This window comes from Stenotrophomonas sp. TWI1149, from assembly GCF_039673155.1.
GTDB classification, from domain to species: Bacteria; Pseudomonadota; Gammaproteobacteria; order Xanthomonadales; family Xanthomonadaceae; genus Stenotrophomonas; species Stenotrophomonas maltophilia_AA.
In genome coordinates this window covers 212,771-238,649 of sequence record NZ_JBDJLB010000001.1, presented here as the reverse complement: position 1 = coordinate 238,649, position 25,879 = coordinate 212,771, and the positions used below count along the sequence as shown (strand labels likewise).

At 68.0% G+C, this 25,879-nt stretch carries 22 protein-coding genes and 6 tRNA genes; 17 read left to right on the top strand and 11 right to left on the bottom strand.

Annotated elements, in window-relative coordinates; translation table 11 throughout:
• Window positions 1-22 precede the first annotated feature (22 nt).
• From ABE424_RS01230 to ABE424_RS01205, 6 genes are all read left to right on the top strand, one after another.
• Window positions 23-529 carry a hypothetical protein gene (locus tag ABE424_RS01230; protein ID WP_346491269.1) on the top strand — a complete coding sequence of 169 codons (507 nt, stop codon included), beginning with the start codon at window positions 23-25 and terminating at the stop codon, window positions 527-529.
• On the top strand, window positions 511-1,782 hold the full coding sequence (folC, locus tag ABE424_RS01225; protein WP_346491268.1) for a bifunctional tetrahydrofolate synthase/dihydrofolate synthase: 1,272 nt from the start codon (window positions 511-513) through the stop codon (window positions 1,780-1,782). The genes ABE424_RS01230 and folC overlap by 19 nt, the downstream gene beginning before the upstream one ends.
• A 98-nt stretch (window positions 1,783-1,880) precedes the next feature.
• A complete protein-coding gene (locus tag ABE424_RS01220) occupies window positions 1,881-2,909 on the top strand; it encodes an SPOR domain-containing protein (protein ID WP_346491267.1) in 1,029 nt (342 codons plus the stop codon).
• A gap of 55 nt (window positions 2,910-2,964) precedes the next feature.
• Window positions 2,965-3,744: a CvpA family protein gene (locus ABE424_RS01215; RefSeq protein ID WP_346491266.1), complete on the top strand. Its 780-nt coding sequence runs from the start codon at window positions 2,965-2,967 to the stop codon at window positions 3,742-3,744.
• Window positions 3,745-3,773: 29 nt separating this feature from the next.
• Window positions 3,774-5,240 (top strand): amidophosphoribosyltransferase, encoded by a 1,467-nt coding sequence (gene purF / locus ABE424_RS01210; protein WP_019185825.1) that lies wholly within the window; start codon window positions 3,774-3,776, stop codon window positions 5,238-5,240.
• A 9-nt stretch (window positions 5,241-5,249) separates the two neighbouring features.
• Window positions 5,250-6,110: a ferritin-like domain-containing protein gene (locus tag ABE424_RS01205; protein ID WP_346491265.1), complete on the top strand. Its 861-nt coding sequence runs from the start codon at window positions 5,250-5,252 to the stop codon at window positions 6,108-6,110.
• Here the strand turns inward: ABE424_RS01205 and ABE424_RS01200 are convergent.
• Window positions 6,083-7,564, bottom strand: a complete 1,482-nt coding sequence (locus tag ABE424_RS01200; RefSeq protein ID WP_346501816.1) for a DUF2235 domain-containing protein — start codon at window positions 7,562-7,564, stop codon at window positions 6,083-6,085. The genes ABE424_RS01205 and ABE424_RS01200 overlap by 28 nt on opposite strands.
• A gap of 243 nt (window positions 7,565-7,807) precedes the next feature.
• Between ABE424_RS01200 and ABE424_RS01195 the strand changes: the two genes are divergently transcribed.
• Window positions 7,808-9,064, top strand: a complete 1,257-nt coding sequence (locus ABE424_RS01195) for a zinc-dependent metalloprotease (protein WP_346491263.1) — start codon at window positions 7,808-7,810, stop codon at window positions 9,062-9,064.
• Window positions 9,065-9,122: 58 nt separating this feature from the next.
• Here ABE424_RS01195 and ABE424_RS01190 read toward each other — a convergent pair whose 3' ends face one another.
• From ABE424_RS01190 to ABE424_RS01150, 9 genes are all read right to left on the bottom strand, one after another.
• The gene (locus tag ABE424_RS01190; RefSeq protein ID WP_346491262.1) at window positions 9,123-9,779 is read right to left on the bottom strand and encodes a hypothetical protein; all 657 of its coding nucleotides are present in this window, start codon (window positions 9,777-9,779) and stop codon (window positions 9,123-9,125) included.
• 18 nt (window positions 9,780-9,797) lie between these two features.
• The gene (lpxH, locus tag ABE424_RS01185) at window positions 9,798-10,541 is read right to left on the bottom strand and encodes a UDP-2,3-diacylglucosamine diphosphatase (RefSeq protein ID WP_346491261.1); all 744 of its coding nucleotides are present in this window, start codon (window positions 10,539-10,541) and stop codon (window positions 9,798-9,800) included.
• A gap of 86 nt (window positions 10,542-10,627) precedes the next feature.
• Window positions 10,628-11,161 (bottom strand): phosphatase PAP2 family protein, encoded by a 534-nt coding sequence (locus tag ABE424_RS01180; protein ID WP_176990725.1) that lies wholly within the window; start codon window positions 11,159-11,161, stop codon window positions 10,628-10,630.
• Entirely contained in the window at window positions 11,142-12,281 is a 1,140-nt protein-coding gene (locus ABE424_RS01175; RefSeq protein WP_346491260.1) for a glycosyltransferase family 1 protein, read from the bottom strand. Before ABE424_RS01175 ends, ABE424_RS01180 begins: the two co-directional genes overlap by 20 nt.
• 131 nt (window positions 12,282-12,412) lie before the next feature.
• Complete coding sequence (ppx, locus tag ABE424_RS01170; protein ID WP_179460880.1) at window positions 12,413-13,939, bottom strand: exopolyphosphatase; 1,527 nt, start codon at window positions 13,937-13,939, stop codon at window positions 12,413-12,415.
• Between the two features lie 217 nt (window positions 13,940-14,156).
• On the bottom strand, window positions 14,157-16,238 hold the full coding sequence (gene ppk1 / locus ABE424_RS01165; RefSeq protein ID WP_176990728.1) for a polyphosphate kinase 1: 2,082 nt from the start codon (window positions 16,236-16,238) through the stop codon (window positions 14,157-14,159).
• Window positions 16,235-17,575, bottom strand: a complete 1,341-nt coding sequence (gene phoR, locus ABE424_RS01160) for a phosphate regulon sensor histidine kinase PhoR (RefSeq protein ID WP_346491259.1) — start codon at window positions 17,573-17,575, stop codon at window positions 16,235-16,237. The genes ppk1 and phoR overlap by 4 nt, the downstream gene beginning before the upstream one ends.
• Window positions 17,576-17,673: 98 nt before the next feature.
• On the bottom strand, window positions 17,674-18,363 hold the full coding sequence (gene phoB, locus ABE424_RS01155) for a phosphate regulon transcriptional regulator PhoB (protein ID WP_123728486.1): 690 nt from the start codon (window positions 18,361-18,363) through the stop codon (window positions 17,674-17,676).
• An 87-nt stretch (window positions 18,364-18,450) separates the two neighbouring features.
• Window positions 18,451-20,091 carry a M48 family metalloprotease gene (locus ABE424_RS01150; protein WP_346479276.1) on the bottom strand — a complete coding sequence of 547 codons (1,641 nt, stop codon included), beginning with the start codon at window positions 20,089-20,091 and terminating at the stop codon, window positions 18,451-18,453.
• 142 nt (window positions 20,092-20,233) lie between these two features.
• Between ABE424_RS01150 and grxC the strand changes: the two genes are divergently transcribed.
• The 3 genes from grxC to ABE424_RS01135 all read left to right on the top strand — a co-directional run bounded on the left by grxC (window position 20,234) and on the right by ABE424_RS01135 (window position 22,336).
• A complete protein-coding gene (grxC, locus tag ABE424_RS01145) occupies window positions 20,234-20,533 on the top strand; it encodes a glutaredoxin 3 (RefSeq protein WP_346491258.1) in 300 nt (99 codons plus the stop codon).
• Entirely contained in the window at window positions 20,530-20,922 is a 393-nt protein-coding gene (locus ABE424_RS01140; protein WP_019185812.1) for a carboxymuconolactone decarboxylase family protein, read from the top strand. The genes grxC and ABE424_RS01140 overlap by 4 nt, the downstream gene beginning before the upstream one ends.
• Window positions 20,923-21,328: 406 nt before the next feature.
• A complete protein-coding gene (locus ABE424_RS01135; RefSeq protein ID WP_176990731.1) occupies window positions 21,329-22,336 on the top strand; it encodes an isocitrate dehydrogenase in 1,008 nt (335 codons plus the stop codon).
• A gap of 144 nt (window positions 22,337-22,480) precedes the next feature.
• Here the strand turns inward: ABE424_RS01135 and ABE424_RS01130 are convergent, their stop codons facing one another.
• Window positions 22,481-23,239: a Bax inhibitor-1/YccA family protein gene (locus ABE424_RS01130; RefSeq protein WP_346491257.1), complete on the bottom strand. Its 759-nt coding sequence runs from the start codon at window positions 23,237-23,239 to the stop codon at window positions 22,481-22,483.
• Between the two features lie 179 nt (window positions 23,240-23,418).
• Here ABE424_RS01130 and ABE424_RS01125 point away from each other — a divergent pair.
• From ABE424_RS01125 to tig, 7 genes are all read left to right on the top strand, one after another.
• Window positions 23,419-23,495 (top strand) — tRNA-Pro (locus tag ABE424_RS01125).
• A gap of 45 nt (window positions 23,496-23,540) precedes the next feature.
• A tRNA-Arg gene (locus ABE424_RS01120) sits at window positions 23,541-23,617 on the top strand.
• Between the two features lie 36 nt (window positions 23,618-23,653).
• Window positions 23,654-23,730 (top strand) — tRNA-His (locus ABE424_RS01115).
• Window positions 23,731-23,810: 80 nt separating this feature from the next.
• Window positions 23,811-23,886: transfer RNA gene (locus ABE424_RS01110), tRNA-Lys, on the top strand.
• A gap of 161 nt (window positions 23,887-24,047) precedes the next feature.
• Window positions 24,048-24,123 (top strand) — tRNA-Lys (locus ABE424_RS01105).
• A gap of 99 nt (window positions 24,124-24,222) precedes the next feature.
• Window positions 24,223-24,307 (top strand) — tRNA-Leu (locus tag ABE424_RS01100).
• Window positions 24,308-24,540: 233 nt separating this feature from the next.
• Entirely contained in the window at window positions 24,541-25,833 is a 1,293-nt protein-coding gene (tig, locus tag ABE424_RS01095; protein ID WP_346491256.1) for a trigger factor, read from the top strand.
• The last annotated feature ends 46 nt before the right edge of the window (window positions 25,834-25,879 follow it).

Sequence of the window (25,879 nt, the reverse complement as noted above, 5' to 3'; positions counted from 1 at the left end):
GTGGGCGACCGGTGGGCTGGCCGTGGCGTCGCTGCTGGGGTGGTGGGTCGAGTTCCTGCCGCGTCCCGTCCTGTATTCCCCGGCCTGCGTGGCGGCGTCTGCGGTACTCGGCGCCGGCAGCGCGTTCTGGCTGTGCCGCCGCGCACTGACCACGGACGAGGTGCAGCGCACGCTCCGCGCAACCCCCGGGCGATTGCTGCTCGGGTATCTGGCCACGCCGTTCCTGCTTGCCGCGATGTACTGGTGCACCGCCACGCGCACGCTGCCCTGGCTGTATACCGCAGTGGCCGGCCAGCCCTATGCCGAGCTGCACCAGGCACGCACCGACCACGGCGGTCGCCGCTGCGCCTCGATCCGCGGTGAGAGCCTGAAGCAGGGCCTGCGCGATCGTGTCTGCATCGGCCGCAGGCTTTATCATCGCTATCCGCATCAACCCGTCACTGCCCATCTGACCGGCAAGCGCTCCTGGCTGGGGGCCACGGTCAAGCAGATCCACCTGGAACCACCGTCGTGCCCCAACGTCCCCTGACCCTCTCCGATTGGCTCGGCTACATCGAGCAGCAGCACCCCGCCACCATCGACATGGGGCTGGACCGGGTGCGTACCGTGGCGCAGGCGATGGGACTGGGCGCACCAGCCGAGCGCAGCATCGTGGTCGGTGGCACCAACGGCAAGGGCTCCACCGTCGCCTTCATCGAAGCGATCGCCCGTGCCGCCGGCTGGAAGGTCGGCGCGTACACCTCGCCGCACTTGCTGCGCTACAACGAGCGCGTGCGCATCGATGGCGAGGATGCCAGCGATGAGGCACTGATGGCGGCGTTCAATGCCATCGAAGATGCCCGTGGCGACACCACGTTGACCTACTTCGAATACGGCACGCTGGCCGCGCTGCACCTGTTCGCGCAGGCCGGGCTCGACCTGGCCGTGCTGGAAGTCGGCCTCGGCGGCCGCCTGGATGCCGTCAACATCGTCGACAGCGACGTCGCGGTGATCACCACCGTGGACATCGACCACAGCGACTGGCTGGGCGAGGACCGTGAAGCGATCGGCACCGAGAAGGCCGGCATCATCCGCGGCTGGAAGCCGGTCATCCTCGGCGAAATCGACCCGCCCTCGAGTGTGCTCGCGCGTGCCTATCTGGTGGGGGCCAACGCCATCCGGGGGGGCAGCGACTTCTTCGCCGACGACATCGATGGCGAACACTGGCGCTGGCGCGATGTCGGCTTCCGTCTCGAACTGCCGTACCCGACGCTGCGCGGTCCCATCCAGCGCGCCAATGCCGCCACCGCGATCGCCGCCCTGCGCGCGCTCGATCGTCCGCTGCCGCGCACCGCCTTCATCGAAGGCGTTGCCGCCGCGCGTATCCGCGGCCGTCTGCAGGCCTTCGATCGTGACGGCGTCGAGGTCCTGGTCGATGTCGGCCACAACCCGCAGGCCGCCCGCGAACTGGCGGGCGCACTCAAGGCCGCCCGCGTCACCGGCAGTACCCTCGCCGTGTTCGCCGCGCTGCAGGACAAGGACGCGGCCGGCGTCGTCGATGCCCTGGCCGACCAGGTCCAGCAGTGGCATCTGGCCGGGCTGGCCGGTGCCCGTGCGCAGAGCGCGGGGGAACTGCAGGCCCGCCTGGACGGCACGGCAGCGGTCGGCGCCACGCTCCACGCCACCGTCGCCGACGCCCTGCGGCACGCCCTGCAGCAGGCCAAGGCCGGTGATCGGGTGCTGGTGTTCGGCTCCTTCCACACCGCCGCCGAGGCACTGCAGACCCTGGATCCCGGCGCCTGAGCGGCCTTTGCAGCGCCGTTCAGCCGCATCAGCCGCCGCACACGCGCGCACCCGTATAATCCCCGTGGCATTCCGCCGCGCCGCCTGCCTGCCTTCACGTGGATACTCCTCTGAAACAGCGACTGATTGGTGCCATCGTCCTGGTGGCGTTGGCCGTGATTTTCCTGCCCATGCTCGTCAAGGGTCCCGCGCCTGACAGTGGCGTTGCCAACGTGCCGATCAGCGCACCGGCCGCGCCATCCGATGGCCAGTTCGAAACCCGTGAGCTGCCGCTGGTCGCACCGACCGGTGGCGCCACCGGCCTGCAGAGCGGGGCATCGACCACCCAGCCACTGGCCGACAGCGCCGCCGCCGCCGATCCGGCGCCGGCCGATACCTCGCCGGCCGTGGCCGCGGGCAACTACGCCGTGAGCTTTGGCGCCTATGCCAGCGAAGCCGATGCCGACCGCGTCATCGCCACGCTGAAGAGCGCCCAGCTGGCGGGCTTCCGCGAGCCGGCCACGATCAATGGGCGCCAGGCCTGGCGTGTCCGCGTGGGCCCCTATGCCGACCGCGCGCTGGCCGAAGCCGGCCGCCTGCAGGCGGTGAAGGTGCGCAACGACGTCAAGGCCGAAGTCATCACCCTGGATGCGCGCGCCGATACCGCGGTCGCCGCCACCCCGGCGGCCGCTGCACCCGCTGTGACGGCGCCGACCGCCTCCAGCGCCGCCGCTGCGCCGTCCGGCAACACCGTGAAGACCGAATCCCTGCCGGCCGAACCGGTCGCGGCTGCCCCGAAGCCGGAACCGAAGCCGGCCGCGCCGAAGCCAGAGCCCAAGCCGGCCCCGGCGCCCAAGCCCGAAACCGCTGCCGCGCCGCCGGTGGCGGCCCCGGCTGCGCCGGCCGCCAGCAGCGTCGGCTTCGCCGTGCAGCTGGGTGCCTTCGGCCAGGCAGCCGAGGCCAACGCACTGCGCGACAAGGTCCGTGCCGCCGGCTTCAGCGCCTTCGTCGAGCAGGTCCGCACCGAAAAGGGCACCCTCAACCGGGTCCGCGTCGGGCCGGTCGCCAACCGCGGCGATGCGGAGAACCTCAAGGCCCAGGTGGCTGCCAAGGTCGGCGTCGCCGGCATGGTCCGGCCGCATCCCTGATGCCGGCCATGCGCCCGTGCCTTGAGGCCCGAACGTTCCTCCCCGGAGGAGGCGCGTGATCGATTTCGTACTGTTGGCGGTGATCGGCATCTCGACCCTGCTCGGGGTGATGCGCGGCTTCGTCAGCATCCTCATCAGCACCCTGTCCTGGCTGCTCGGCAGCTGGGCGGCGCTGATGTTCGGCACGGCGGCCGCAGGCTGGTGGTCGGCGCCGGCGGCGCCCGGTACCGGGCACCTCTTCGCGGGCTACCTGAGCGTGTTCCTGCTGGTGATGGTGGCGGTGTGGGCCATCGGCCTGGTGATCCGGCAGGCCGTGCGTTCGACGAGCCTCAACGGCGCCGACCGGATGCTGGGCGGCGTGCTGGGCCTGGCCCGGGGCGGCCTGATCGGTTGTGTGCTGCTGCTGATCGCCTCGTATACGCCGTTGCCGCGCGAGGCGGCTTGGCGTGATTCCAACCTGCGCGCGATGCTCAGCCCCGGCGTGGGCTGGATGCAGGCCAGGATGCCGCAGATGCCCGACATGCCGCAGCTGCCCGACCTCCAGGGCATGCCGATGGCGCTGCCTGACGTGAACATGGCGCAACTTCCCGGCTCGGAGTTGGGCAAGCCGCTGCTGACAGGCGATAATGGTGTGCTTGACGGCCTGCTGGCCGGGCGCGGATGGCCGCGACCGCTGGACGAGACGCCAGAGCAGGGGGGAGACCCCGCCGACGTATCGGCGCGTGGGTCCCGCCCAGGTACCCCCGACAACATCGATCCGGCGCTCGTGCGCCCGGATCCCACCGATCCGGCACGGAGCGGTTCCCCCGGCCAGGCACGGCCACCTTCACAGTAAATGGGCGCAGCCCAGCGGAGATTCGCACCATGTGTGGCATCGTCGGAATCGTCGGCAACCAGAACGTCGCCGGGCAGTTGTATGACGGCCTGACCGTCCTCCAGCATCGTGGCCAGGACGCGGCCGGCATCGCCACCGCCGACGGCACCCGCCTGCGCGTGCAGAAGGCCAATGGCCTGGTACGCGATGTGTTCGATGCCAAGCGGATGTCCACGCTGGAAGGCCGCGTTGGCATCGCGCACGTGCGCTATCCCACCGCCGGTTCGGAAGGCATGGACGAGGCGCAGCCGTTCTACGTGAACTCGCCGTACGGCATCGCGCTCGCCCACAACGGCAACCTGATCAATACCGAAGCCCTGCGCCAGCAGGTGTTCGAGCAGGACCGCCGCAACGTCAACACCGATTCGGACAGCGAAGTGCTGCTGAACGTGTTCGCCTTCGAACTGGATGCGCAGCGCCAGCTGACCCCGGAAGCGGCGATCCGCGCCGTGGCCGCCGTGCACCGTCGCGTCAAGGGTGGCTATGCGGTGATCAGCGTGGTGCTGGGCCTGGGCCTGGTCGCCTTCCGCGATCCGCACGGCATTCGTCCGCTGGTGCTGGGCAAGCGCGCCCACGCCGAAGGCGACGAATACATCGTGGCCTCCGAATCGGCCGCACTCGACGTGCTCGGTTTCCAGCGCGTGCGCGACGTGCGCCCGGGCGAAGCGCTGGTCATCACCGCGCGCGGCGAGCTGTTCTCCGAAGTCTGCGCCGAGCCGGTCGAGCACAGCCCGTGCATCTTCGAGTATGTGTACTTCGCGCGCCCGGACTCGATGATCGACAACGTCTCGGTGCACAAGGCGCGCATGCGCATGGGCATCAAGCTCGGCGAGAAGATTCTGCGCCTGCGCCCGGACCACGACATCGACACCATCATCCCGATCCCGGATACCTCGCGCGATGCCGCGCTGGAGATTTCCAACACGCTCGGGGTGAAGTACCGCGAAGGCTTCATCAAGAACCGCTACATCGGCCGCACCTTCATCATGCCGGGCCAGGGTGAGCGGGTGAAGTCGGTGCGCCGCAAGCTCAATCCGATCCACCTGGAGTTCCGCAACCGCGTGGTGCTGCTGGTCGATGATTCGATCGTGCGTGGCACCACCAGCCAGCAGATCGTGCAGATGGCGCGCGACGCCGGTGCCCGCAAGGTCTACCTGGCCAGCGCGGCGCCGCCGGTGCGCTACCCGAACATCTACGGCATCGACATGCCGGCCGCCGAAGAACTGGTCGCGCACAACCGCAGCATCGAGGAAATCGAGAAGCACCTGGGCTGCGACTGGCTGATCTACCAGGACATCGAGGACATGGAAGCGGCGGTGAGCGAAGGCAACCCGGAGCTGAAATCGTTCGATTCCTCGTGCTTCAACGGCGTCTATCCGACCGGCATCGAGCCGGGCTATTTCGAGCGCATCCAGCAGCTGCGTTCGGACGATGCCAAGCACAAGCGTCGCGCCTGAGGGCAGGGCATGAGTGATGTGTTGGATACCGCGGCCGGCGATCTGCTGCAGGCCGCGCAGCACTGCCTGGCCGAGCCGGATCCGCTGCGCAAGGTTGCGTTGACCCAGCACTACGCCGTGCAGTTCCGCGCCGGTCGCCTCAAGGCACCGGCCGATGCGCCGGCACCGGACCCGATCCGGATGCCGGGGCGCCCCGCCAGGCCGATCCTGGTCCACCCGCGCGATCTCCCGCGGCGTGGCCTGGGCAGCGTGGAAGGGCGTGCGGCGTTCGTGCACGCCATCGCGCATATCGAACTCAACGCGATCGACCTGGCCTGGGATGCGGTCTACCGCTTCCGTGGCCTGCCGACCTCCTTCCATGCCGACTGGGTCAGCGTGGCCGATGACGAATCGCGCCACTTCATGCTGCTGCACGATCGGCTGCAGGCCAACGGCTATGCCTACGGCGATTTCGACGCGCACAACGGCCTCTGGGAAATGTGCGAGAAGACGGCGCACGACGGACTGGCCCGCATGGCGCTGGTGCCGCGCGTGCTCGAAGCGCGCGGGCTGGATGTCACACCGGGCATGATCGTGAAACTGCGCGCCGGGGGCGACCACGCCACCGCCGATGTGCTGGAGATCATCCTGCGCGAAGAAGTGGCGCACGTCGCCGCCGGCTCGCGCTGGTACCGCTGGTACTGCACGCGCGAAGGGGTCGAGCCGCGCCCGCGCTTCATGGCGCTGCTGAAGGAGTACGCCGGCGGCTTCCTGTATGGCCCGTTCAACCTGGAAGCGCGCCTGCTGGCCGGCTTCGACGAGGAAGAACTCGCCGAGATGATCGAACAGACCGAACTGCGCGGTCAGGTGTTGGCCAGCACCACGCGCTGACCGCTTGCGGTCGGCCGGTTGATGTAGAACAACCCGGGACCCGGCCGATAAGGCAGTTCCCGGGTGCCCGCATCGGCGGCATAGAGCAGGGCGGTGTCGCCCAGCGCATCGAAGTTCCAATGCGCCGACTGCATCAGGTAGCGCTGGCGCAGCAGGCCTTCCTGCGCGGGATCGAGCGGCGTACCGGCCAGCAGCCGGGCGGCGATGGGCTGCAGTTCCGCCGGCAGCGCCAAGGCAGGCAATGCGTCCGGAGAGGTTGTCCACGCCACGCCGGCGGCCGCGGCACGCTGGTGCAGCAGCCGCAGCGCGATGAACTGGTAACGCGCATCGATCTCGCGGCGCAGCACCACCGCCGCATACGCACGCAGGGTGGGCTGTGGCAGGACGCTGCGGCTCTCGACGCGGCGTTGCGGCTGCCACTGATGCCACACGTCGACCCAGATCGCGTCATCGCCCAGGCCGAGTGCACGCTGCCAGCGACGGCACGTGGCCTGTGCGTTGCGGTACACCGTGGTCGCGCGCAGCAGGTCCAGCGGCGGCACCGCGCCGGGCGCCAATCCGTTGCCACGCAGCAGCTGCCCCTGCGGACGGCTGAGCAGCTTGGGGCCTTCGATGCGCTGGTCGTAGCCGCCGCCGATGTTGGCGTGCACGCCCGGCAGCGCGATCTCTTCATGTTCGGGGGCGACGCTGGTGAGCGCGAAGTGCTCACGGTGTTCGTCGCGCGCCACCAGCTGCACGACCTTGTCCGCGCACCCGGCGGGAAGCGCGACCGAGGGCATCTCATCGCGATGCTGGCGGCCGATCGCCACCACCGTATCGAGCAGCCCCACGAAGCGCACCGGGCGGGCGGTGCCGGGAAATGCCGGTGCCAGCGCCCAGCCCGACCGCACCAGCTGTTCGCGCAGCCATGCGGCGGCCGCTGGCGCGTTGAGCACGTTCACCGCATCGCGCGCGCTGGCCGCGCCGCGCGAGTAGCCGAACAGATCCATCCGCACGCTGCCCAGCGTGCGCCCGGGCTGGGCGCGGGCGAGCTCGCGCAGCGCCCCGGGCAGCAGCTGCTCCAGCGCCTGGCGGCGTTTGGCGCGCACGCCCGTGCGGCCGATCCCGAATGCCAGCCCCATGAGGTCGTCTTCCTCACCGGTGCGGGTGCCCACCCCTTCGATGTAGATCGACAGCGCCAGCGTGTCGCCCACCGGCGGCATCTGCCGGTGATCGGGGTACAGCGCCTGCAGCCGCGCGATGTTGGTCAGGCCATTGCTGTAGCTGCTGGTCAACCGGCTCTGGTAGGGCGATGCATCATCGGCGATCACGGCGGGCGGCCGCGGTGCGGGCGTGGTGGCGCCGGCCGGGCGCGACGCGCGCTGCAGGTTGTCGGCGTTGTTGCGGGTGCCGTCGAAGAACAGGCCGATATGCAGCGACACCGTGGTCGCCGTTGCGGGTTGGGTAGGTGCCACCGCGATGTCGTCCCTGTTCCCCGAGGATGCCTGGCTAAGGTAGCGCGGAATCCACACGCCGCGACAGCACCGGTGGGCCGTCCTGACCTCCCTGAACCAAGATGCGGTCGATCACAGTTCCGGAATCCCATCTGCAATTGCTATTGAATTCACACGACCGCGTCGCGCCAGATGGGCAGGCCGGCTCGCCGGCGGATTGCAGCAAACCGACTCCACTCCGTTTTTCACTCAAAGAGAGGCGACATGATGTCCAGTTCGATGAGCAAGGCCGCAGGTGTGATCGCGTTGTGTCTGTTGGGCGCCGGTCGCGCCGCCGCCGCCCCGTTGTTCGAGCCGGTCACGGTGCTGACCCGGGCCGGCACTGCCCAGCAACCCGCCCTGCAGGCGCTGATGGGCGCGCCGTCGACCAGCGCGGTGCAGGAGGTGCGCGTGGATGCGGCGGCGGTGGCGTCGGCGCAGAAGCAACTGGAGTTCGAACTGCTGGGGCAGCCGGTGCAGGCCCTGCAGAGCCGGGTGGAGACGCTCGCCGACGGCGGCAGCATCTGGTACGGCCAGATCGGCACGCGCGCCGGCGCACGGCTGCTCAAGGCCGGCGCCCCGGATCCGATGAACTCCGTGATCCTGGTGCGCAACGGCGACACGGTGACCGGCTCGATCCGCAGGGACGGCCAGCTGTACCGGCTGCGTCCGGTCAGTGATGGGCGGCATGTGCTGGTGGAAGTGGATGAGGCGCGCATGCCGGCCGACCATCCGGCCGACTACAACAGCCTGCCCACCATCGCGATGCCGGCCAGCGACCGGGCCGGTATCGCCGCGGCTTCCTCAGGCACCCCGGCCACCATCCGTGTGCTGGTGGTGGCCACCAACGGTGCGGTCGCGGCCTACGGCGGCAACATGCAGTCGCTGGTGCAGCTGGCCGTCGCGGAATCCAACCAGGGCTACAGCAACAGCAATGTCGGCATCACCCTGCAGCTGGCCGGGTACGAGACCACGCCCTATGTGGAATCGAGCAGCTTCTCCACCGACCTGTCGCGCTTCCGCAGCACCACCGACGGGGTGATGGACAGCATCCATACCAGCCGCAACACCACCCGCGCCGATGTCGCCGTGCTGGTGATCAACAACGCCAGCTCGTGCGGGCTGGCCTCGGGCATCGGCTCCACCGCGGCCACCGCGTTCGCGGCGGTGCATTGGGACTGCGCGACCGGCTACTACTCCTTCGCGCACGAGATCGGCCATCTGCAGAGCGCGCGGCATGACCTCGCCACCGACTCCAGCACGTCGCCGTATGCCTACGGCCATGGCTACCGTTACGAGCCGGCGACCGGCACCGGCTGGCGCACGATCATGGCCTACAACTGCACCCGCAGCTGCCCGCGCCTGAACTACTGGTCCAACCCGAACATCACGTACAACGGGATTCCGACGGGCATCGCCAGCAGCGCCGACAACCAGCGCGTGCTGGTCAACACCAAGGCGGCGGTGGCCGCCTTCCGCTGACCCTGGCCAATGCCCTGCCTGCCACCGCACGCTGCGGTGGCAGGCAGGGCACTTTGGGTCAGGTCGTCTCTGCTGCGTCCGGACGACAGCGCCGCAGTGCGGTCTGGCCATCGTCGGCCTCGATCCGGCCGGCGGCTTTGTCGCCCCCGGCGGCGGTGCTGTCGGCGTCGATGAAGAGCAGCAGGTTCACGATCGCACTGGTGGCCGCGTACCCGGTGTCGCCTTCGGCCGTGGTCACACCGCGATACAGGCGCGGGGTTTTGCCACAGACCACCAGCTCGTAGGCCATCGCGCCAACGCCCTCGCCATCACCGGCCAGCAGCTGCATGCGTTCGCCATAGGGGCCGCTGCCGAAGCGCTCCAGCAGCACCCACCCCTGCGCGGGAGGCGCCTGTTCGAACGCGAATACGGGCGTGCGACCCTGCGCATCGGTGATGCCCTGGTAGACATCCTTCTCTGCGGCCACGAACGGCAGGTCGAACGCCGTGTGCGACAGCGCGAACGGCCGCAGCGCGGCCGGCGCGGTGCTGACCGTATCGCGCAGCACGAACTGGTACCGGTACGGGCCGCTGCCGACCTGCGGTGCGTGCGGGTCGGGGCGGATCTGTTCCACCTGGGGTGACGTAGCGGCTTCGGCCGGGGCGGCGCTGGCTGCCACCGGCGCGCCCAGCGAAAGCAGCGCGGCCAGCAGCAGGGCCGGTGTGCGGTCGATCATCCGTGATCCTCTATCTGCTCAGCGCGCCAGCGTGTCCAGGCTCCAGCCCTGCGCGGTCACGCGCAGTACCGAGCCCTGCTCGTACCAGTCGCCCAGCACGATGCGGGTGCAGTCGCGGCCGCCGGCCTGCAGTGGATGGATGGCCGGGCGATGGGTGTGGCCGTGGATCATCGTGTCCACGCCATAGCGGCCGAAAGTGGCATCGACCTCCGCGGGGGCAACGTCGGTGACGGTTTCGAACTGGGCGCGGTCGCCCTGCTTCATTTCCGACTGCCGCGCCTGGCTGGCGTCGCGCGCCTTCTGTGCGAACGCGATGCGCGAGGCCAGCGGCTGCGACAGGAACTGCGCCTGGAACACCGGATCGCGGGTCTGCGCGCGGAACTGCTGGTAGGCGACATCGTCCGTGCACAGCAGGTCGCCGTGCTGCAGCAGCACCGGACGGCCATACAGATCGATCACGCTCGGGTCGGGCAGGATCGTGAACCCCGCGCGCCGCGCATAGTCCTCGCCGACCAGGAAATCGCGGTTGCCGCGGATGAAATACACCGGCACGCCGGCATCGGCCACGGCATGCAGCGCGATCGCCACCGCATCGGCGGCCGGGGAGGGCGTGTCATCGCCGATCCAGGCTTCGAACAGATCGCCCAGGATGTACAGGGCATCGGCCTGCATCGCTTCATCGCGCAGGAAGGCCAGGAACAGGTCGGTGATGGCTGGACGACTCGGGTCCAGGTGCAGATCGGAGATGAACAGCGTGGTCATGCCCACATTGTAAAACGGGATCACGGGACGAGGCATCGCTGCAGGGTGAAGAGCCCGCGTGATTCAAGGGCGCGCGGCGACAGCCGCTACAACGGCAGCCACTGGAGGCTGGCGGCGGCCAGCAACGCGGCGATCCCGGTCGCGGCCAGCACATCGCTGGGATAGTGCAGGCCGAGCACCACCCGCGACAGCCCGATCAGCGCGGTGAACGGCACCAGCAGCGGTGCCAGCCACGGGTAGTAGGCGAGCGCCACGATCGTGAAGGACACCGCATGCAGGGTGTGCCCGGACGGGAAGCTGAACTCGTCCAGCGGCGCCACCCAGGCACGGATGCGCAGATCGGCGGCGAACGGCCGCGGGCGTCGCGTCCAGCGCTTGAGCCCCTTGTACAGCAGCAGCGCCATCAGGCCGGTGGCGGCCATGTGCAGCGAGGCGCGCAGACCGTCGAAGCCGTCCAGCAGCACCAGCCCGGCCATCAGTGCGTACCAGAACACGCCATCGCCCAAGCGGCTGATCACCGCAAAGGCATGCCGGACACGGCGGCGCCGGCAGTAGTGGTTGGCACGTCGGCACCAGCGTGTTTCGTGTCCGCGCAGGGCATCAAGCGGCGTGGTCGGCATGCGGCCTCCGGGCCTGGGCCAGTTCGGCGAGCAGGGCATCGAACTCGGCGACCACCTGCTGTGGATGCAGCCGCTTCATCGCGGTGGCGGCGTTGCGGCCGAGCCGGTGGCGCAGGGCGTCATCGCCGGCCAGCTGCACGGCGGCGGTCACGAATTCGGTGTCGTCGCTCACGGCGATGCCGTTGTCATCGGTGCGCAGGTACTCGCGGGCGGCGCCGTAGTCGAAAGCGACCGTGGCCACGCCACTGGCCATCGCTTCCAGGGTCACGTTGCCGAAGGTCTCGCTGCGGCTGGGGAACAGGAACAGATCGCCACTGGCGAAGTGGCGCGCCAGCGCATCGCCGCGCTGCACGCCGCAGAAAATGAAGTCCGGGTTGTCGTGGGCAAGCTTGGCCCGCGCCGGTCCATCGCCGACGAACACGAAGCGCGCCTTGGGCCGCACCTGCTGCAGCCGGCGGAACGCCTTGACCGCCAGCCCGAGATTCTTCTCCGGCGCGATGCGGCCGACGTAGATCGCGGCGAAGCCGTTGCCATCGATACCCCATTCCTCGCGCAGGGCCGGGTCGCGGCGCTCAGGCTCGAACTGGCTGCTGTCCACCGCGCGTGCCAGCAGGCGGACCCGGTCGAAACCCTGTTCGCCGAGGAACTGCTGGAGTTCCTGGGTTGGCACCAGGGTCGCATCGGCCTGGTTGTGGAAGCGCCGCATCCAGCGCAGCGCGGCGGCCTGCAGCCAGGCCACGCCGTAGTCGGGGAGGTATTCGTCGAAGCGGGTATGGAAGCCGGTGGCGACCGGAATTCCCAATCGGCGTGCGGTGCGCAGGGCCGACCAGCCCAGCGGGCCTTCGGTCGCGATGTAGATCGCATCCGGTCGCTGCTGCTGCCATTGGCGGGTCAGGCGGGACGGCGCGGGCAGGCCGAAGCGCAGGCCGGGGTAGCGCGGCAGGTTGGCACCGGTGACCAGGACGGTGCCCTCGGCCGCGTCGACATCCGATGACTGCCGCGGGCGGACCAGATCGACCTGGTTGCCGGCGGCACGCAGGCCCAGTTCCAGGCCCTGCACGGTCAACGCAACGCCGTTGACTTCAGGGGGATAGGTTTCGGTGACGATGGCATAGCGCATGGCGGGCCTCCGGTATGCCATGCATGCTGGGGCCGGGCGATGTAGCCGACATGACCGCCGTATGACGCCGGCATGACGCCGCTCCCTGGCCGGCAGCCTCACGGCCCCGCAGGGCCGTGTCAGTCACGCGGTCAGGCGACGAAGGGGCGGAACTGTACGCCGAGCCCCGCCATGCCCTCGGTTTCGCCGATCAGATCCGCGCGCAGCAGCGGACGCGCGTCGATGTACGCCTGCGGCAGGATCAGCGACAGCCGGGCGTCATCCGCGGTCAGTTCCAGCGCGGGCATCGGCGTGTCTTCGTGCGCGCGGTTGAGCAGGACCGCCAGGCGCAGCAGCGCGGTCATGCGCCGTGCCGGCTGCAGCAGGCGCTCGGGCAGCGCGTCGAAGGCGGATTTGGAAATATTGCGGCGATGGCTGCGCACCAGTGCGGCGAGCAGCTGCTGTTCCTGCCGCGAGAACCCGGCGATGTCCGAGTTCTCCAGCACGTAGCTGCCGTGCACGTGATACCCGCTGTGCGCGATCATCAGGCCGAGCTCGTGCAGGCGCGCGGACCAGCCGAGCATGCGCGCATCGTCCGGGTCCAGCTGCCAGCTTTCCTCGACCTGGGCGAGCAGGTTCATCGCGGTGTTTTCCACGCGGTCGGCCTGCACGGTGTCGATGCCGTAGCGCTGGGTCAGTGCGGCGACCGACTCGTCGCGCAGGTCGTTCTCGCTGGCGCGGCCCAATATGTCGTACAGGATGCCTTCGCGCATGGCCGCCTTGCTGACCAGCAGCTTCTGCAGCCCCAGCGCCTGGAAGGCCGCTTCCAGCACCAGGATGCCGCCGGCGATGATCGGGCGGCGATCGGCGGACAGGCCGGGCAGGTCGATGTCCTCGATGCGCTTGGCCTTGAGCAGTTCATCGCGCAGCTGCGGCAGGGCTTCGGCGGTGATCGCGCCCTTGCTCAGCTTCATGGTGGCGCAGATTTCACTGATCGCCTTGTGGGTGCCCGACGAGCCCAGCGCTTCGTGCCAGCCCAAGGCGCGGTATTTGTTGGCGAACTGTTGGAACTCCGCGCCGATTTCGGTCAGCGCATCCTTCCAGCGCTTCTTGCTCAGCTTGCCGCCGGGGAAGAAGCGGCGCGTGCTGGCGATGCAGCCGGCCTGCAGGCTTTCGCGCTCCAGGGTCTGCATGCCCTGGCCGATGATGAATTCGGTGGAGCCACCGCCGATGTCGATCACCAGCCGGCGCTGGTCCGGCTTGGGCGGCTGCGCATGCGCCACGCCCAGGTAGATCAGGCGCGCCTCTTCGCGGCCACTGACCACTTCGATCGCATGCCCGAGCGCGGTTTCGGCCGGCATCAGGAAGGCCTGCGGCGAGCGCAGCTGGCGGACCGTATTGGTGGCCAGGGCGCGGACCCGCACCGAGGGGATGGCGCGGATGCGCTGGCCGAACCGGGCCAGGCATTCCAGCGCGCGCTGACGGGCCTCGGCGGACAGGCCGCCCTTGCCATCCAGGCCATCGGCCATGCGCACGGTCTCGCGCAGGCGGTCGACCACCCGCAACTGCCCGAGGGTGTATCGCGCGATGACCATGTGGAAGCTGTTCGATCCGAGGTCGATGGCGGCGAGCAGGTCGCCATCCTGCAAAGCGGGCGGAGTCGTGGAGGTATGCGGCATTTGCGAATGTTAGCCGAAGGGTGGGGCCTCGCGTCACCGCGCGCCCTTCACATGGGCAGGCTGCGACGACCGGTCGCATCGAAGGGGCAGGCGGCTGCCCGGCAAACGGCAGAACCGGTAGGTGCCGACCGTTGGTCGGCACGCGAAAACGTACCGACCAGGGCAATCAACGCGTACCGACCAAGGCAATCAACGCGTACCGACCAACGGTCGGTACCTACAGGCCCTGCAGCAGGGCCATCTGCGCCGCGTGTGGCGGCTCGTCATGGCCCGGCGTGCACTTGATGTAGCTGCCGTCGGCCTGCAGTTCCCAGGCGTTGAGGTTGTCGTCCAGGTAGTTCTGCAGCACGTCGCGGTAGACCTTGCGCGCCAGTTCCGGGTCCAGGATCGGGAAGCAGGTCTCGACCCGGCGCAGCAGGTTGCGCTCCAGCCAGTCCGCGCTGGCGCAGAACAGCTCGGAGGCGCCGTCGTTGCCGAACCAGTAGACCCGGCTGTGCTCAAGGAAGCGGCCGACGATCGAGCGCACCCGGATGGTGTCCGACACGCCGGGGACGCCCGGTCGCAGCGTGCACGCGCCGCGCACGATCAGGTCGATCTGCACGCCGGCCTGCGAGGCTGCATACAGGGCGCGGATCATCTGCGGTTCGTTGAGCGCGTTCATCTTGGCGATGATCCGCCCCGGACGGCCACTGGCGGCCAGGCGGGTCTCGCGTTCGATCCGCTGCAGCAGGCCCGGGTGCAGGGTGAAGGGCGACTGCAGCAGGCGCTTGAGCTTCATCCGCGGGGCCAGCCCGGAGAGCTGCTGGAACAGCAGGTGCACATCGTTGCCGATGTCCGGATCGGCGGTGATCAGGCTCAGGTCGGTGTAGGCCCGTGCGGTACCACTGTGATAGTTGCCGGTGCCCAGATGCACATAGCGGCGCAGCTTGCGGCCTTCGCGGCGCACGATCAGCAGCATCTTGGCGTGGGTCTTGAACCCGACCACGCCGTAGACGACCTGCACACCGGCCTCCTGCAGGCGGTCGGCCAGGCCGAGGTTGGCTTCCTCATCGAAGCGCGCGCGCAGCTCGACGACGACGGTGACGTCCTTGCCATTGCGTGCGGCCTGGATCAGCGCATCGACGATCAGCGAATCCTTGCCGGTGCGGTACAGGGTCTGCTTGATCGCCAGCACGTTCGGGTCGACCGCGGCCTGCTTGATCACATCCAGCACGGCGGTGAACGCATCGAAGGGATGGTGCAGCAGCACGTCCCGGCGCGCGACGATCTCGAAGATGCCATCGCTGTCGCGCAGGACGCGCGGGCTCAGCGAGGGGTATTTCAATTCCGGCCGCTGGATCACGTCGTACAGCTGGATCACGCGGTTGAGGTTGACCGGGCCGTCGATGCGATAGACCGCGTTCTCGGTCAGGCCGAAGTTCTGCAGCAGGGTGCGCACGATGTCGCGCGGGCAGTCCTGTGCGATCTCCAGCCGGACCGCCGGGCGGTAGCCGCGGTCGACCAGTTCGTCGCGCAGCGCCAGGGCCAGGTTCTCGACTTCTTCCTCGTCCACCACCAGTTCGGAATTGCGGGTCACGCGGAACTGGTAGGCGCCCTGGACTTCCATGCCCGGGAACATTTCATCGACGAAGGTCGACAGCACCGAGGACAGGAACACGAAGGTCTGCGGGCCGCCGAGTTTCTCCGGCAGCTGGATGATGCGCGGCAGCGACCGCGGCGCCCGCACGATCGCCAGATGCCCGGCGCGACCGAACGCGTCGGTGCCCTTGAGCACCACCACGATGTTCAGCGACTTGTTGAGGATCTTCGGGAACGGATGCGACGGATCCAGGCCAAGCGGCGACAGCACCGGCATGATCTCGTTGCGGAAGTACGCACGCAGCCAACGCTTCTGGCGGTGGTTCCAGGAGTGCCGGCCGAGCACGTCGATGCCGGCCTCGTGCAGCGCCGGGCGCAGTGTCTCGTTCCAGCAGCGGTATTGCTGGTCGACCAGCTGTGCGGCGCGGTCGTGGATCGCGTTGAGGATCGCCTGCGGGGTCATGCCGTCCGGTGCGGGCGGCAGGCCGAACTCCTGCGCATGGCGCACCGCGGCCGCGCGGATCTCGAAGAACTCATCCAGGTTGGTGCAGGAAATGCACATGAAGCGCAGGCGCTCCAGCAGCGGCACCTGCGGGTCCATGGCCTGGGCCAGCACGCGGAAATTGAAATCCAGCTGGGACAGTTCACGGTTGATGTACAGCGCGGGATCGCGCAGCGGATCGCCGTCCACAGGCACGGCGACGGGAACAGGAGTGCTCATGCGGAAAAGTCTTCAGAAGAAGGAAGGGAGACGGCCTCGGTGCGCGCACGCACCTGGTCGGCATCGAAATGGCAGGAGAACGTGCTGCCTTTACCCACCTCGCTCTGGATCTCCAGGCGGGCATGGTGCAGGCCGAGGATGTGCTTGACGATCGACAGCCCCAGCCCGGTGCCGCCGCTCTCGCGCGAGCGGCTGCTGGAGACGCGGTAGAAGCGTTCGGTCAGGCGCGGCAGATGGTTGGCCGGGATGCCGTAGCCGGTGTCGCGCACCGACAGCACCACGCCATCGCCTTCGCGCGCGAACTCGACTTCCACGCGGCCCCCGGCGGGCGTATAGCGCACCGCGTTGGTGACCAGGTTGGAGAACGCGCTGTGCAGTTCCTTGTTGGAGCCCTGCAGGTCCACGCCGGCGGTGTCGATGATGCTGATCTGGTGGCGGCCCTGGCTGTGCGCTTCGGCTTCGCGGCGCAGCGTGGCCAGCATCGGGGTCATCGCCACGGCTTCGGCTTCGGTGTGTTCCTGCGATTCGAGCCGCGACAGGGTGAGCAGGTCTTCGACCAGCTGCGCCATGCGCTGGGATTGCTTGCGCATCTCCCCCAGCATCGGGCCGGTGCCGGGGAAGTCCTCCGGATCCATCATGTCCAGGTAACCGTGCACCACGGTCAGCGGCGTGCGCAGTTCATGCGAGACGTTGGCGACGAAGTCGCGGCGCACCTGCTCCAGCCGCAGCAGCTTGCTGACGTCGCGTGCGATCAGCAGCCAGTAGTCGGGCGAGTAGGGAATCAGGCGCAGGTTGAGGCGGATCGCCGGGTCGACCGGCGAGGGCACATCCAGGATCGGTTCGGCGTTGCGGCCACCGGCCAGCCAGTGCGCCAGCGGCATCGGCTGCAGGCGTTCGACCAGTGCTTCGCCGAGATCGCCCGGATGGTGCAGGCCGAGCAGCGAGGTCGCCGATTCGTTGAACCACTGCACGCGCTGGCTGTTGCGGTCGACCACCACCACCGCGTCGGGCAGGGCCGCGGCGGCGGCGCGATAACTGCGCAGCATGTCCAGCAGGCGCCGCTTGCGCGTGCGCATTTCCCACTGGTTGCGGTAGAGCAGGCGGTCCAGTTCGTTCCACACACCGGTGCCGTCACCCATGTCCCAGCGATGGCGCGCGGTGAGCCCGCGCAGCACCCGGCGCAACCGCCAGTAATGCCAGGTCAGCGCCCCGATCGAGGCCAGTGCGATGCACATCCAGACATGTCCGACCGCCAGGCCCAGCAAGCCGGCCGCGAGCAGCAGGGCGGCGAGGGTGGCCAGCGTTTTCAACCAGGCAGAACGGATGTGGCGGGGCATTGCGGTCTCGCAGAAAGTGCGGGCCTCGGAATCGATCCAAGGTTATAGCAGGAGTGGCCGGAACCGGGAATGCGCGCCCGGTTCCGGCCCGGCGAGACTCAGGTCGAGGTGGAGAACCGGTAGCCGGCGCCACGCACGGTCTGCACCATGTTCTCCGCGGCGAACGGCTCCAGCGTCTTGCGCAGGCGGCGGATGTGCACGTCGATGGTGCGCTCCTCCACGTACACGCTGCCGCCCCACACGTGGTCCAGCAGCTGGGCACGGGTGTAGACACGCTCGGGATGGGTCATGAAGAAGTGCAGCAGGCGGTATTCGGTCGGACCGATCGGGACCGGCTGGTCGCCGGCGAAGACGCGGTGTGCGGCGCCATCGATGCGGATCGTACCGACCGCCACGCTGCCGTCTTCGTCATCGTCGCGGGCACGGCGCATCACCGCACGGATGCGGGCCAGCAGTTCGCGCGCCGAGAACGGCTTGACCACGTAGTCGTCGACACCGGCCTCCAGGCCACCGACGCGGTCGTTCTCTTCGCCGCGCGCGGTCAGCATGATGATCGGCACCTCGCGGGTGAGGGCTTCTTTGCGCCAGCGCCGGGCCAGGTCCAGGCCGCTGGTGCCCGGGAGCATCCAGTCCAGCAGGATCAGGTCCGGGACGCGATCGGCGATGGCGGTCTGCGCCTCGCGGGCGTCGCCGGCATGGATCGGGTCGTAATCGCCCTTGCGCAGGGCAAAGGCGACCATTTCGCGGATCGCGGGTTCGTCATCGACGATCAGGATGCGTTTCTGCACATGCCCACCGTATTACTCATCAGATCGGGATTGAGCCCAGTAGACTACGGTTTCATGACAGGTTTGTGACGGGGTGCCGGACAGCCCTCAGCGGCGGTCCAGCTCCGGGTCGTCGATGCCCTGGCGGCGCATCTCCAGCACGGTCGGAGTAATGCTCTCGATCCGGGCGTCCACACGGGCGCGGCCCACATAATCCAGGTTCGGCTGCCGCTTCAGCGCCTGCAGCTGGATCAGGGCCTGTTCCGGGCGGCCGCTCAGGAAGGCGGCCTCGGCGTAGGCCTCGCTGGCCCGGGTGGTGTCGCCGGCCAGCTCGCTGGCGCGGGCGAACCGCTGCTGGAAGACCGGATCATTGCCGCTTTGCGACAGCATCGGGCGCAGCATCGCCTGCGCGCGCTGGCCGGCCTCGCGTCCGCCCTGTTCATTGAGGATGGCCGCGTAGGTCAGCGCCACCGGCCGACTGCCCGGATGCTGGCGCATCAGGGTTTCGAAACGGGCGTTGGCCTGCGCCGGCTGGCCGCTGCGCGACTCCGCCTCACCCAGCGCCAGCGCCACCCAGACATTGTCCGGGTGGTCGCGCAGCAGCTCGCCCAGGTCGCGGCTGGCCTGGGCGGCCGCGCTGTTGCGCAGCCGGCCCAGGGCCAGGCCGTAGCGCTGGGGCTCGGTCAGCCCGTTTTTCTGCGCGCGCTGCAGGCTCTCGTACTCACGGATCACATCGCCAGGCGTGTCTGCACTGAGCACGCGCAGGCGCTCGCGCGCCCATTCGAACTGGCCGGTGCTGCCGCGGCTGAGTGAATTGACCGAAATCTGCATGGAGGCGGGCAGCAACGGGTTGCTCCGCCGCACCAGCGGGTCCGACAGCGCCGGATCGGCCGGGTTGACCCGCTCCTGGCGAACCCCGCCGGGCACTTCCGTGGTGAGCAGCACCGTGTCCTTCTTCATCTGCTCGGCGCGGGCCTTGGCCTCGCTGATGCGGGTGGTCGTGACCGGGTGAGTCTGCAGGAAGTCGGGGACGCTGTAGCCGCCCTGGTTGCCGCGCATCGAGGCCGACATGCGCTCGAAGAAGCCGGCCATGGCATCCACGTCGTAGCCGCTGCGGGCCAGGGTGCGGATGCCCAGGCGGTCGGCCTCGGATTCGTTGGACCGGGTGTAGTTGATCTGGCGCTGCTGCATCAGCCCCATGCCGGAGGTGATCGCGGCCATGGTGGCGTCGCCGGAGGAATTGCCGCCGGCCTGCTGCGCGGCCACGATCGCGGCGAGCATGCCCAGCAGGATCGGAATCTGGTCGCGCTGGGCCCGCTCGACCCCGCGCAGCACGTGCTGCTGGGTGACGTGGGCGATTTCGTGGGACAGCACCGCGGCCACCTCGTCTTCGCGTTCGGCGGTCAGCACCAGGCCTGCGTTCACGCCGATATAGCCGCCCAGGGTCGCGAAGGCGTTGATCTGCCGGTCCTTGAGCATGAAGAAGGTGTAGGACTGGCGCGGCTGGGCGCTGTTGGAGCCCAGCCGGGCGCCCATGGTCTGCAGCCAGTCATCGACCAGGGGATCGTCGAGCAGATAGCCGTAGTTGCGCAGTTCGCGCAGCATCATCCCGCCGTACTCGGCCTGCCGGGCCGGGGTCAGCAGCTCGCCGGCCGAGGAGCCGATGTCCGGCAGCTTGTTTTCCTGCGCCCCGGCCAGCGGCACGGCCAAGGCCAGGGTCAACGCGGCAGAGAGCAGCAAGGGGCGCAAACGAAGCTCCTGGGGGGAAGGCGGGCGACAGCGTGACAGAGCGACGGCAACCTGCAGTTAAACCACAGTGTTGCGACGGTGACGTGGAAAATCCAGCGGACCGCTACCATATACAGACCAACGTTCCGCTGTGGAGTTTCCCGTGAGCCAAGATGCTGTTTCCACCACCGGTGGCGCACCCGCCATCACCATCTACTCGACCGCGGTGTGCCCGTACTGCGTGGCCGCCAAGAACTTCCTGAAGAGCAAGGGCCGCGACTGGACCGAGGTCCGGATCGACCTGGACCCGGTCGAGCGCGAGAAGATGATGGCCAAGACCCGCCGCACCAGCGTCCCGCAGATCTTCGTCGGCGAGGTCCATGTGGGCGGCTACGACGACATGATGGCCCTGCACCGCGCCGGCAAGCTGGAGCCGCTGCTGGCCGGGCAGGACCCGGCATGAGCGCGGCCGACGACGGCAGCAAGGACCGCATCGCCGAATTCACCGAGTTCCGCCAGCGCATGAACCAGCGCATCCTGGGCGAACCCAACCAGGTCGTGCGCCGCTTCTTCGCGCTCGACACCCAGACCTACCAGGCCGGCGCGCTGGACGTGAAGACCAAGGAGCTGCTGGGCCTGGTCGCCTCGATGGTGCTGCGCTGCGATGACTGCATCAGCTACCACGTGGCCCAGTGCAAGGACGCCGGCGTGACCCGCGAGGAGTTCTTCGAGACCTTCTCCGTGGGCCTGGTGGTCGGCGGCTCGATCGTGATCCCGCACCTGCGCCGCGCCGTGGATTTCCTGGACCAGCTCGAAGGCGGCGCCGAAGCGCCGGCCGTTCACGAGCATTGAGGTCGGGGCCGTGATGGCCCCACCCCGGTAGCAGCCGACCGTTGGTCGGCTGCTTGTGCGCCCCAGCGATGTCGGCGCCCCAGCAGTGCGCCGTTCATGTTCGAGACCCCGTTCCCACCGACCAACGGTCGGTGGCTACCCATCGTTCAGCCCCTCTGGTTGCCGGCCAGCGGCCGGCACGACCGATGCCGTGTCTGGAGAAGAGCCCCCTTCTGTTGAAGGGGGCGCGCCAACGGCGCGGGGTAGAGGAGGAATGCGCGGGCAATTCTGCCTTACCCGCCTTGGACCAATGGCCCATTTGGGGTCCATTGGGCGGGTAAGGCATAATTGCCGATGAAACTTCCCTTGCGCCCGCGCTTCGCGCACCTCACGGACGGCGCTCCCCCTCGGTTCGGAATACACATCAATGACGCAGAAAATCACGGTCATCCGCGGTGACGGCATCGGCCCGGAGATCATGGACGCTACCCTGTTCGTGCTCGGCAAGCTGGACACCGGCTTTGAATACGAAGACGCCGACGCGGGCCTGGTCGCGCTGGAAAAGCACGGCGATCTGATGCCGGCGTCCACCCTGGAGTCGATCGCACGCAACAAGATCGCGCTGAAGAGCCCGCTGACCACGCCGGTCGGTGGTGGCTTCACCTCGATCAACGTCAGCCTGCGTCGCCACTTCGACCTGTACGCCAACGTGCGTCCGGCCGTCTCGTTCCCGAACACCAAGTCGCGTTTCGGCGACGGCGTGGACCTGATCACCGTCCGTGAGAACACCGAAGGCGCGTACCTGGCCGAAGGCCAGGAAGTCTCGGCCGATGGCGAGACCGCCTTCTCCGGCACCCGCATCACCCGCAAGGGCTCCGAGCGCATCGTGCGCTACGCCTTCGAGCTGGCCCGCAGCACCGGCCGCAAGAAGGTCACCGCCGTGCACAAGGCCAACATCATCAAGTCGACCTCGGGCCTGTTCCTGGCCGTGGCCCGCGAAGTGGCGGCCAAGTACCCGGAGATCGAGTTCCAGGAAATGATCGTCGACAACTGCTGCATGCAGCTGGTGATGCGTCCGGAACAGTTCGACATCATCGTGACCACCAACCTGTTCGGCGACATCATCTCCGACCTGTGTGCCGGTCTGGTCGGCGGCCTGGGCCTGGCCCCGGGTGCCAACATCGGTGAGAACGCGGCGATCTTCGAAGCCGTGCACGGCACCGCACCGGACATCGCCGGCCAGGGCAAGGCCAATCCGTGCGCGCTGCTGCTGGCCGCCGCACAGATGCTGGACCATGTCGGCCAGGTCGAGAACGCCGAGCGCCTGCGCAAGGCCATCGTGGCCACGTTGGAAGCCAAGGATTCGCTGACCGGCGACCTGGGCGGCACCGGCAACACCATGGGCTTCGCCCAGGCCATCGCCAGCCGCCTGTAAGCGCGCGGCTCGGTTGATTGTCCAGAAAGCGGGGCGCTTCGGCGTCCCGCTTTTTTGTTGCCTGTTGTGTGTGTCGCGACACGCGGCGGAGACATGAAAAAGGCGCCTTGCGGCGCCTTCGTCATGTCACTGCGGGTGCGTGGATCAGCGCTGCTGGATCTTGGACAGCAGGCGCAGGAATTCCACGTACAGCCACACCAGCGTGACCATCAGGCCGAACGCGCCGTACCACTCCATGAACTTCGGCGCGCGCGCCTCGGCACCGGTTTCGATGAAGTCGAAATCCAGCACCAGGTTCAAGGCCGCCACTACCACCACGAACAGGCTGAAGGCGATGCCCAGCCAGCCACCTTCGTGGATCATCGGCACGTTGATGTTGAAGAAGCTCAGCACGAACGAGGCCAGGTACAGCAGCGCGATGCCGCCGGTCGCGGCCACCACGCCCAGTTTGAAGTTCTCGGTGACCTTGATCAGGCCGCTGCGGTAGACCGCCAGCATCACGAACAGGGTGCCGAAGGTCAGCATCACCGCCTGCATCACGATGCCGGGGAACTTGGCATTGAACATCGCCGAGATCGCGCCGAGGAACAGGCCTTCCACCAGCGCGTACATCGGCGCGGTGACCGGCGACCATTCCTTCTTGAACACCGTCACCAGCGCCAACACCAGGCCGCCGATCGCACCGACCAGCGTGTACAGCATGGCGCTGGAGGTGGGCAGGCCGTTCGCATCGACCGACTGGCTCCACGCGAACGCGGCCGTCAGCACGGTGAGCAGCAACAGCAGGCCGGTCTTGTTGACGGTGCCGTTGATGGTCATCGCCTGGTCGGGGCGGGCCACGACCGAGCCGCTGGCCAGGTCGAGGAAGGTCGACTCGGAAAGTGCGGGATTGCCGCTGCGCATTGCCAATCTCCTTGTAGGGGTAGGGGGTTCGGCCATCCGGCCGCTGACCCGAGCATAGCCCAAGCCGCCATCGGCAATGACGGGATGTGAATTGATGTGTGAAAACCGTTGACAGATGCCACACCGATTCCCACAATAGGCGGCTCTTTCGGGGGGAACCCCGGAGGGAAACAAACCGCCGGGGTATAGCGCAGTCTGGTAGCGCGCCTGCTTTGGGAGCAGGATGTCGGGGGTTCGAATCCCTCTACCCCGACCAAGCCCGCTGCTCAAATCGGGATTGGAGTGCGACAATCCGGACCGAGCGCCCGTAGCTCAACTGGATAGAGCACCGGCCTTCTAAGCCGGCGGTTACAGGTTCGATTCCTGTCGGGCGCACCATCCGGTGCAAGCGGTAGGAGACAAAGGTTTTCAGTGGTGGCTGTAGCTCAGTTGGTTAGAGTTCCGGATTGTGATTCCGGTGGTCGGGGGTTCGAGTCCCCTCAGCCACCCCACTGATTCAAACTGGTTCACCGAAAGTGAATCAGGGTTGCAAAAGGCAGCACACACGCTACAATGTGCGCCTGAGTTTTCAGGGCTGTTAGCTCAGTTGGTAGAGCAGTTGACTCTTAATCAATAGGTCCAAGGTTCGAATCCTTGACAGCCCACCAAGACAGAAGCCATCGGGTCCGCCCGGTGGCTTTTTTCTTGTTCGAGACATCGCGTTGAACGAGGGGGTCGTTGAGCGTCCGCGGACGCCATTCGCCCTCCATTCAAACAAAACGCTTGCGTCGCGTGCAGGAAACCCTGCATAATTCGCCTCCCGATTTTCGGGCTGTTAGCTCAGTTGGTAGAGCAGTTGACTCTTAATCAATAGGTCCAAGGTTCGAATCCTTGACAGCCCACCAAGACAGAAGCCGCCTGGTCCGCCAGGCGGCTTTTTTCTTTTCAAGGCGCTTCTGCTTTCGGCCCGGGCCTGCAACAATGCGCGCCTGAGTGGAAAACTCGCGAAAGTGGCGGAATTGGTAGACGCCCTGGATTTAGGTTCCAGTGCCGCAAGGCGTGGGGGTTCGAGTCCCCCCTTTCGCACCAGTGCAGGGCGTTTTCGCCGGCACCATGACCATGGGCACGTCCCGGATCGGGGAGACGGCCACATGCTGGGCCCGTGGTGGCCCGGGACGTTCTCGGCCCGCGCTGGCGGCGCTGGCGTTTATCGGCGAAACTACAGGGCTGCGGCGGGCATGCGCGTCCACGACCCCGCGTCCAAAACCCGTTTCATCCATCACATCGTGCCGGGGCCCATGCCGCCGGTGGCAGGAGTCAACATGCAAGCTTCGATCGAATCCACTGGCTATCTGGAACGCCGCCTGACCTTCTCGCTGCCGGAAGACCGTCTGCAGACGCACATCAGCGGCCGTCTGGGCGAGATCGCCCGCACCACGCGCATCAAGGGCTTCCGCCCGGGCAAGGTGCCGGCCAAGGTGATCGAACAGCGTTTCGGCCAGCAGGTCCGCAGCGAAGCCGTCGACGGCCTGCTGCGTGAAACCTTCGATGCCGCCCTGCGCGAGCACGAACTGCGCATCGCCGGTACCCCGCGCATCGACAAGGGCGAGGGTGAGCTGTCCTTCGTGGCCACCGTCGAGCTGGTGCCGGACTTCGGCGACGTGGACGTCAGCAAGCTCACCGTGGTCCGCCACACCGCCGAGATCAACGACGCCGACATCGACCAGATGATCACCAACCTGCGCGAGCAGCGCCGCAGCTGGAGCCCGGTCACCCGTGGCGCCCAGGACGGCGATCTGGTCGCCCTGGAAACCTGGTCGCAGGCCGGCGATGAGCGCCTGCCGGCCGAAGGCGCCGAAAAGGGCAGCGTGATCGTGGGCCAGGGCATGATGTTCGAGCAGATCGAGCAGGGCCTGGTCGGTCTGGCCGCCGGTGAAGAAAAGACCCTGGACGTCGAGTTCCCGGCCGATTGGCGCGTTCCCGCGCTGGCGGGCAAGCAGGTCAAGGTCACCGTCAAGGCGGTGGACGTGTCCGCGCCGGTGCTGCCGGAGGTGGATGCCGAGTTCATCAAGAGCTTTGGCGTGAAGGGCGGCGACGTCGAGCAGTTCCGCAAGGACATCCGCGCCAACCTGGAGCGCGAGCTCAAGGGTGCCCTGATGAACCGCCTGCGCCGCGAAGTCGGTGAGCAGCTGATCGCCGCCTACGCCTCGGTGGAAATGCCGCCGCGCCTGGTCGAGAACGAAGCCCGCGCCATGCTGGCCCAGCAGATCGAGCAGATCCGCCGCAGCGGCCGCAACCCGGGCGACGTCCCGGCCGACGCCCATGAAGGCTTCAAGGACGCCGCCGCCAAGCGCGTGCTGGTCGGCCTGCTGGTCGGTGAAGTGGCCCGCAAGAACGACCTGCGCCTGGACCCGAAGCGCCTGAATGAAACCATGCGCCTGATCGCCTCGACCTACGAAGAGCCGGAGCAGGTCATTGAGATGTACCGCAATGACCCCCAGCTGATGACTGGGCTTCAGAATCGCGTGATGGAAGAGCAGGTGATCGATTGGATCGCCGAGCGCGCCCAGCACACCGAAGAGAAGCTGTCGTTCCAGGACGCGATCCGCCAGTAAGCGGCCCGCGTTTTACGCCCCGCGCCCCGGCGCGGGGTCGTTCCCC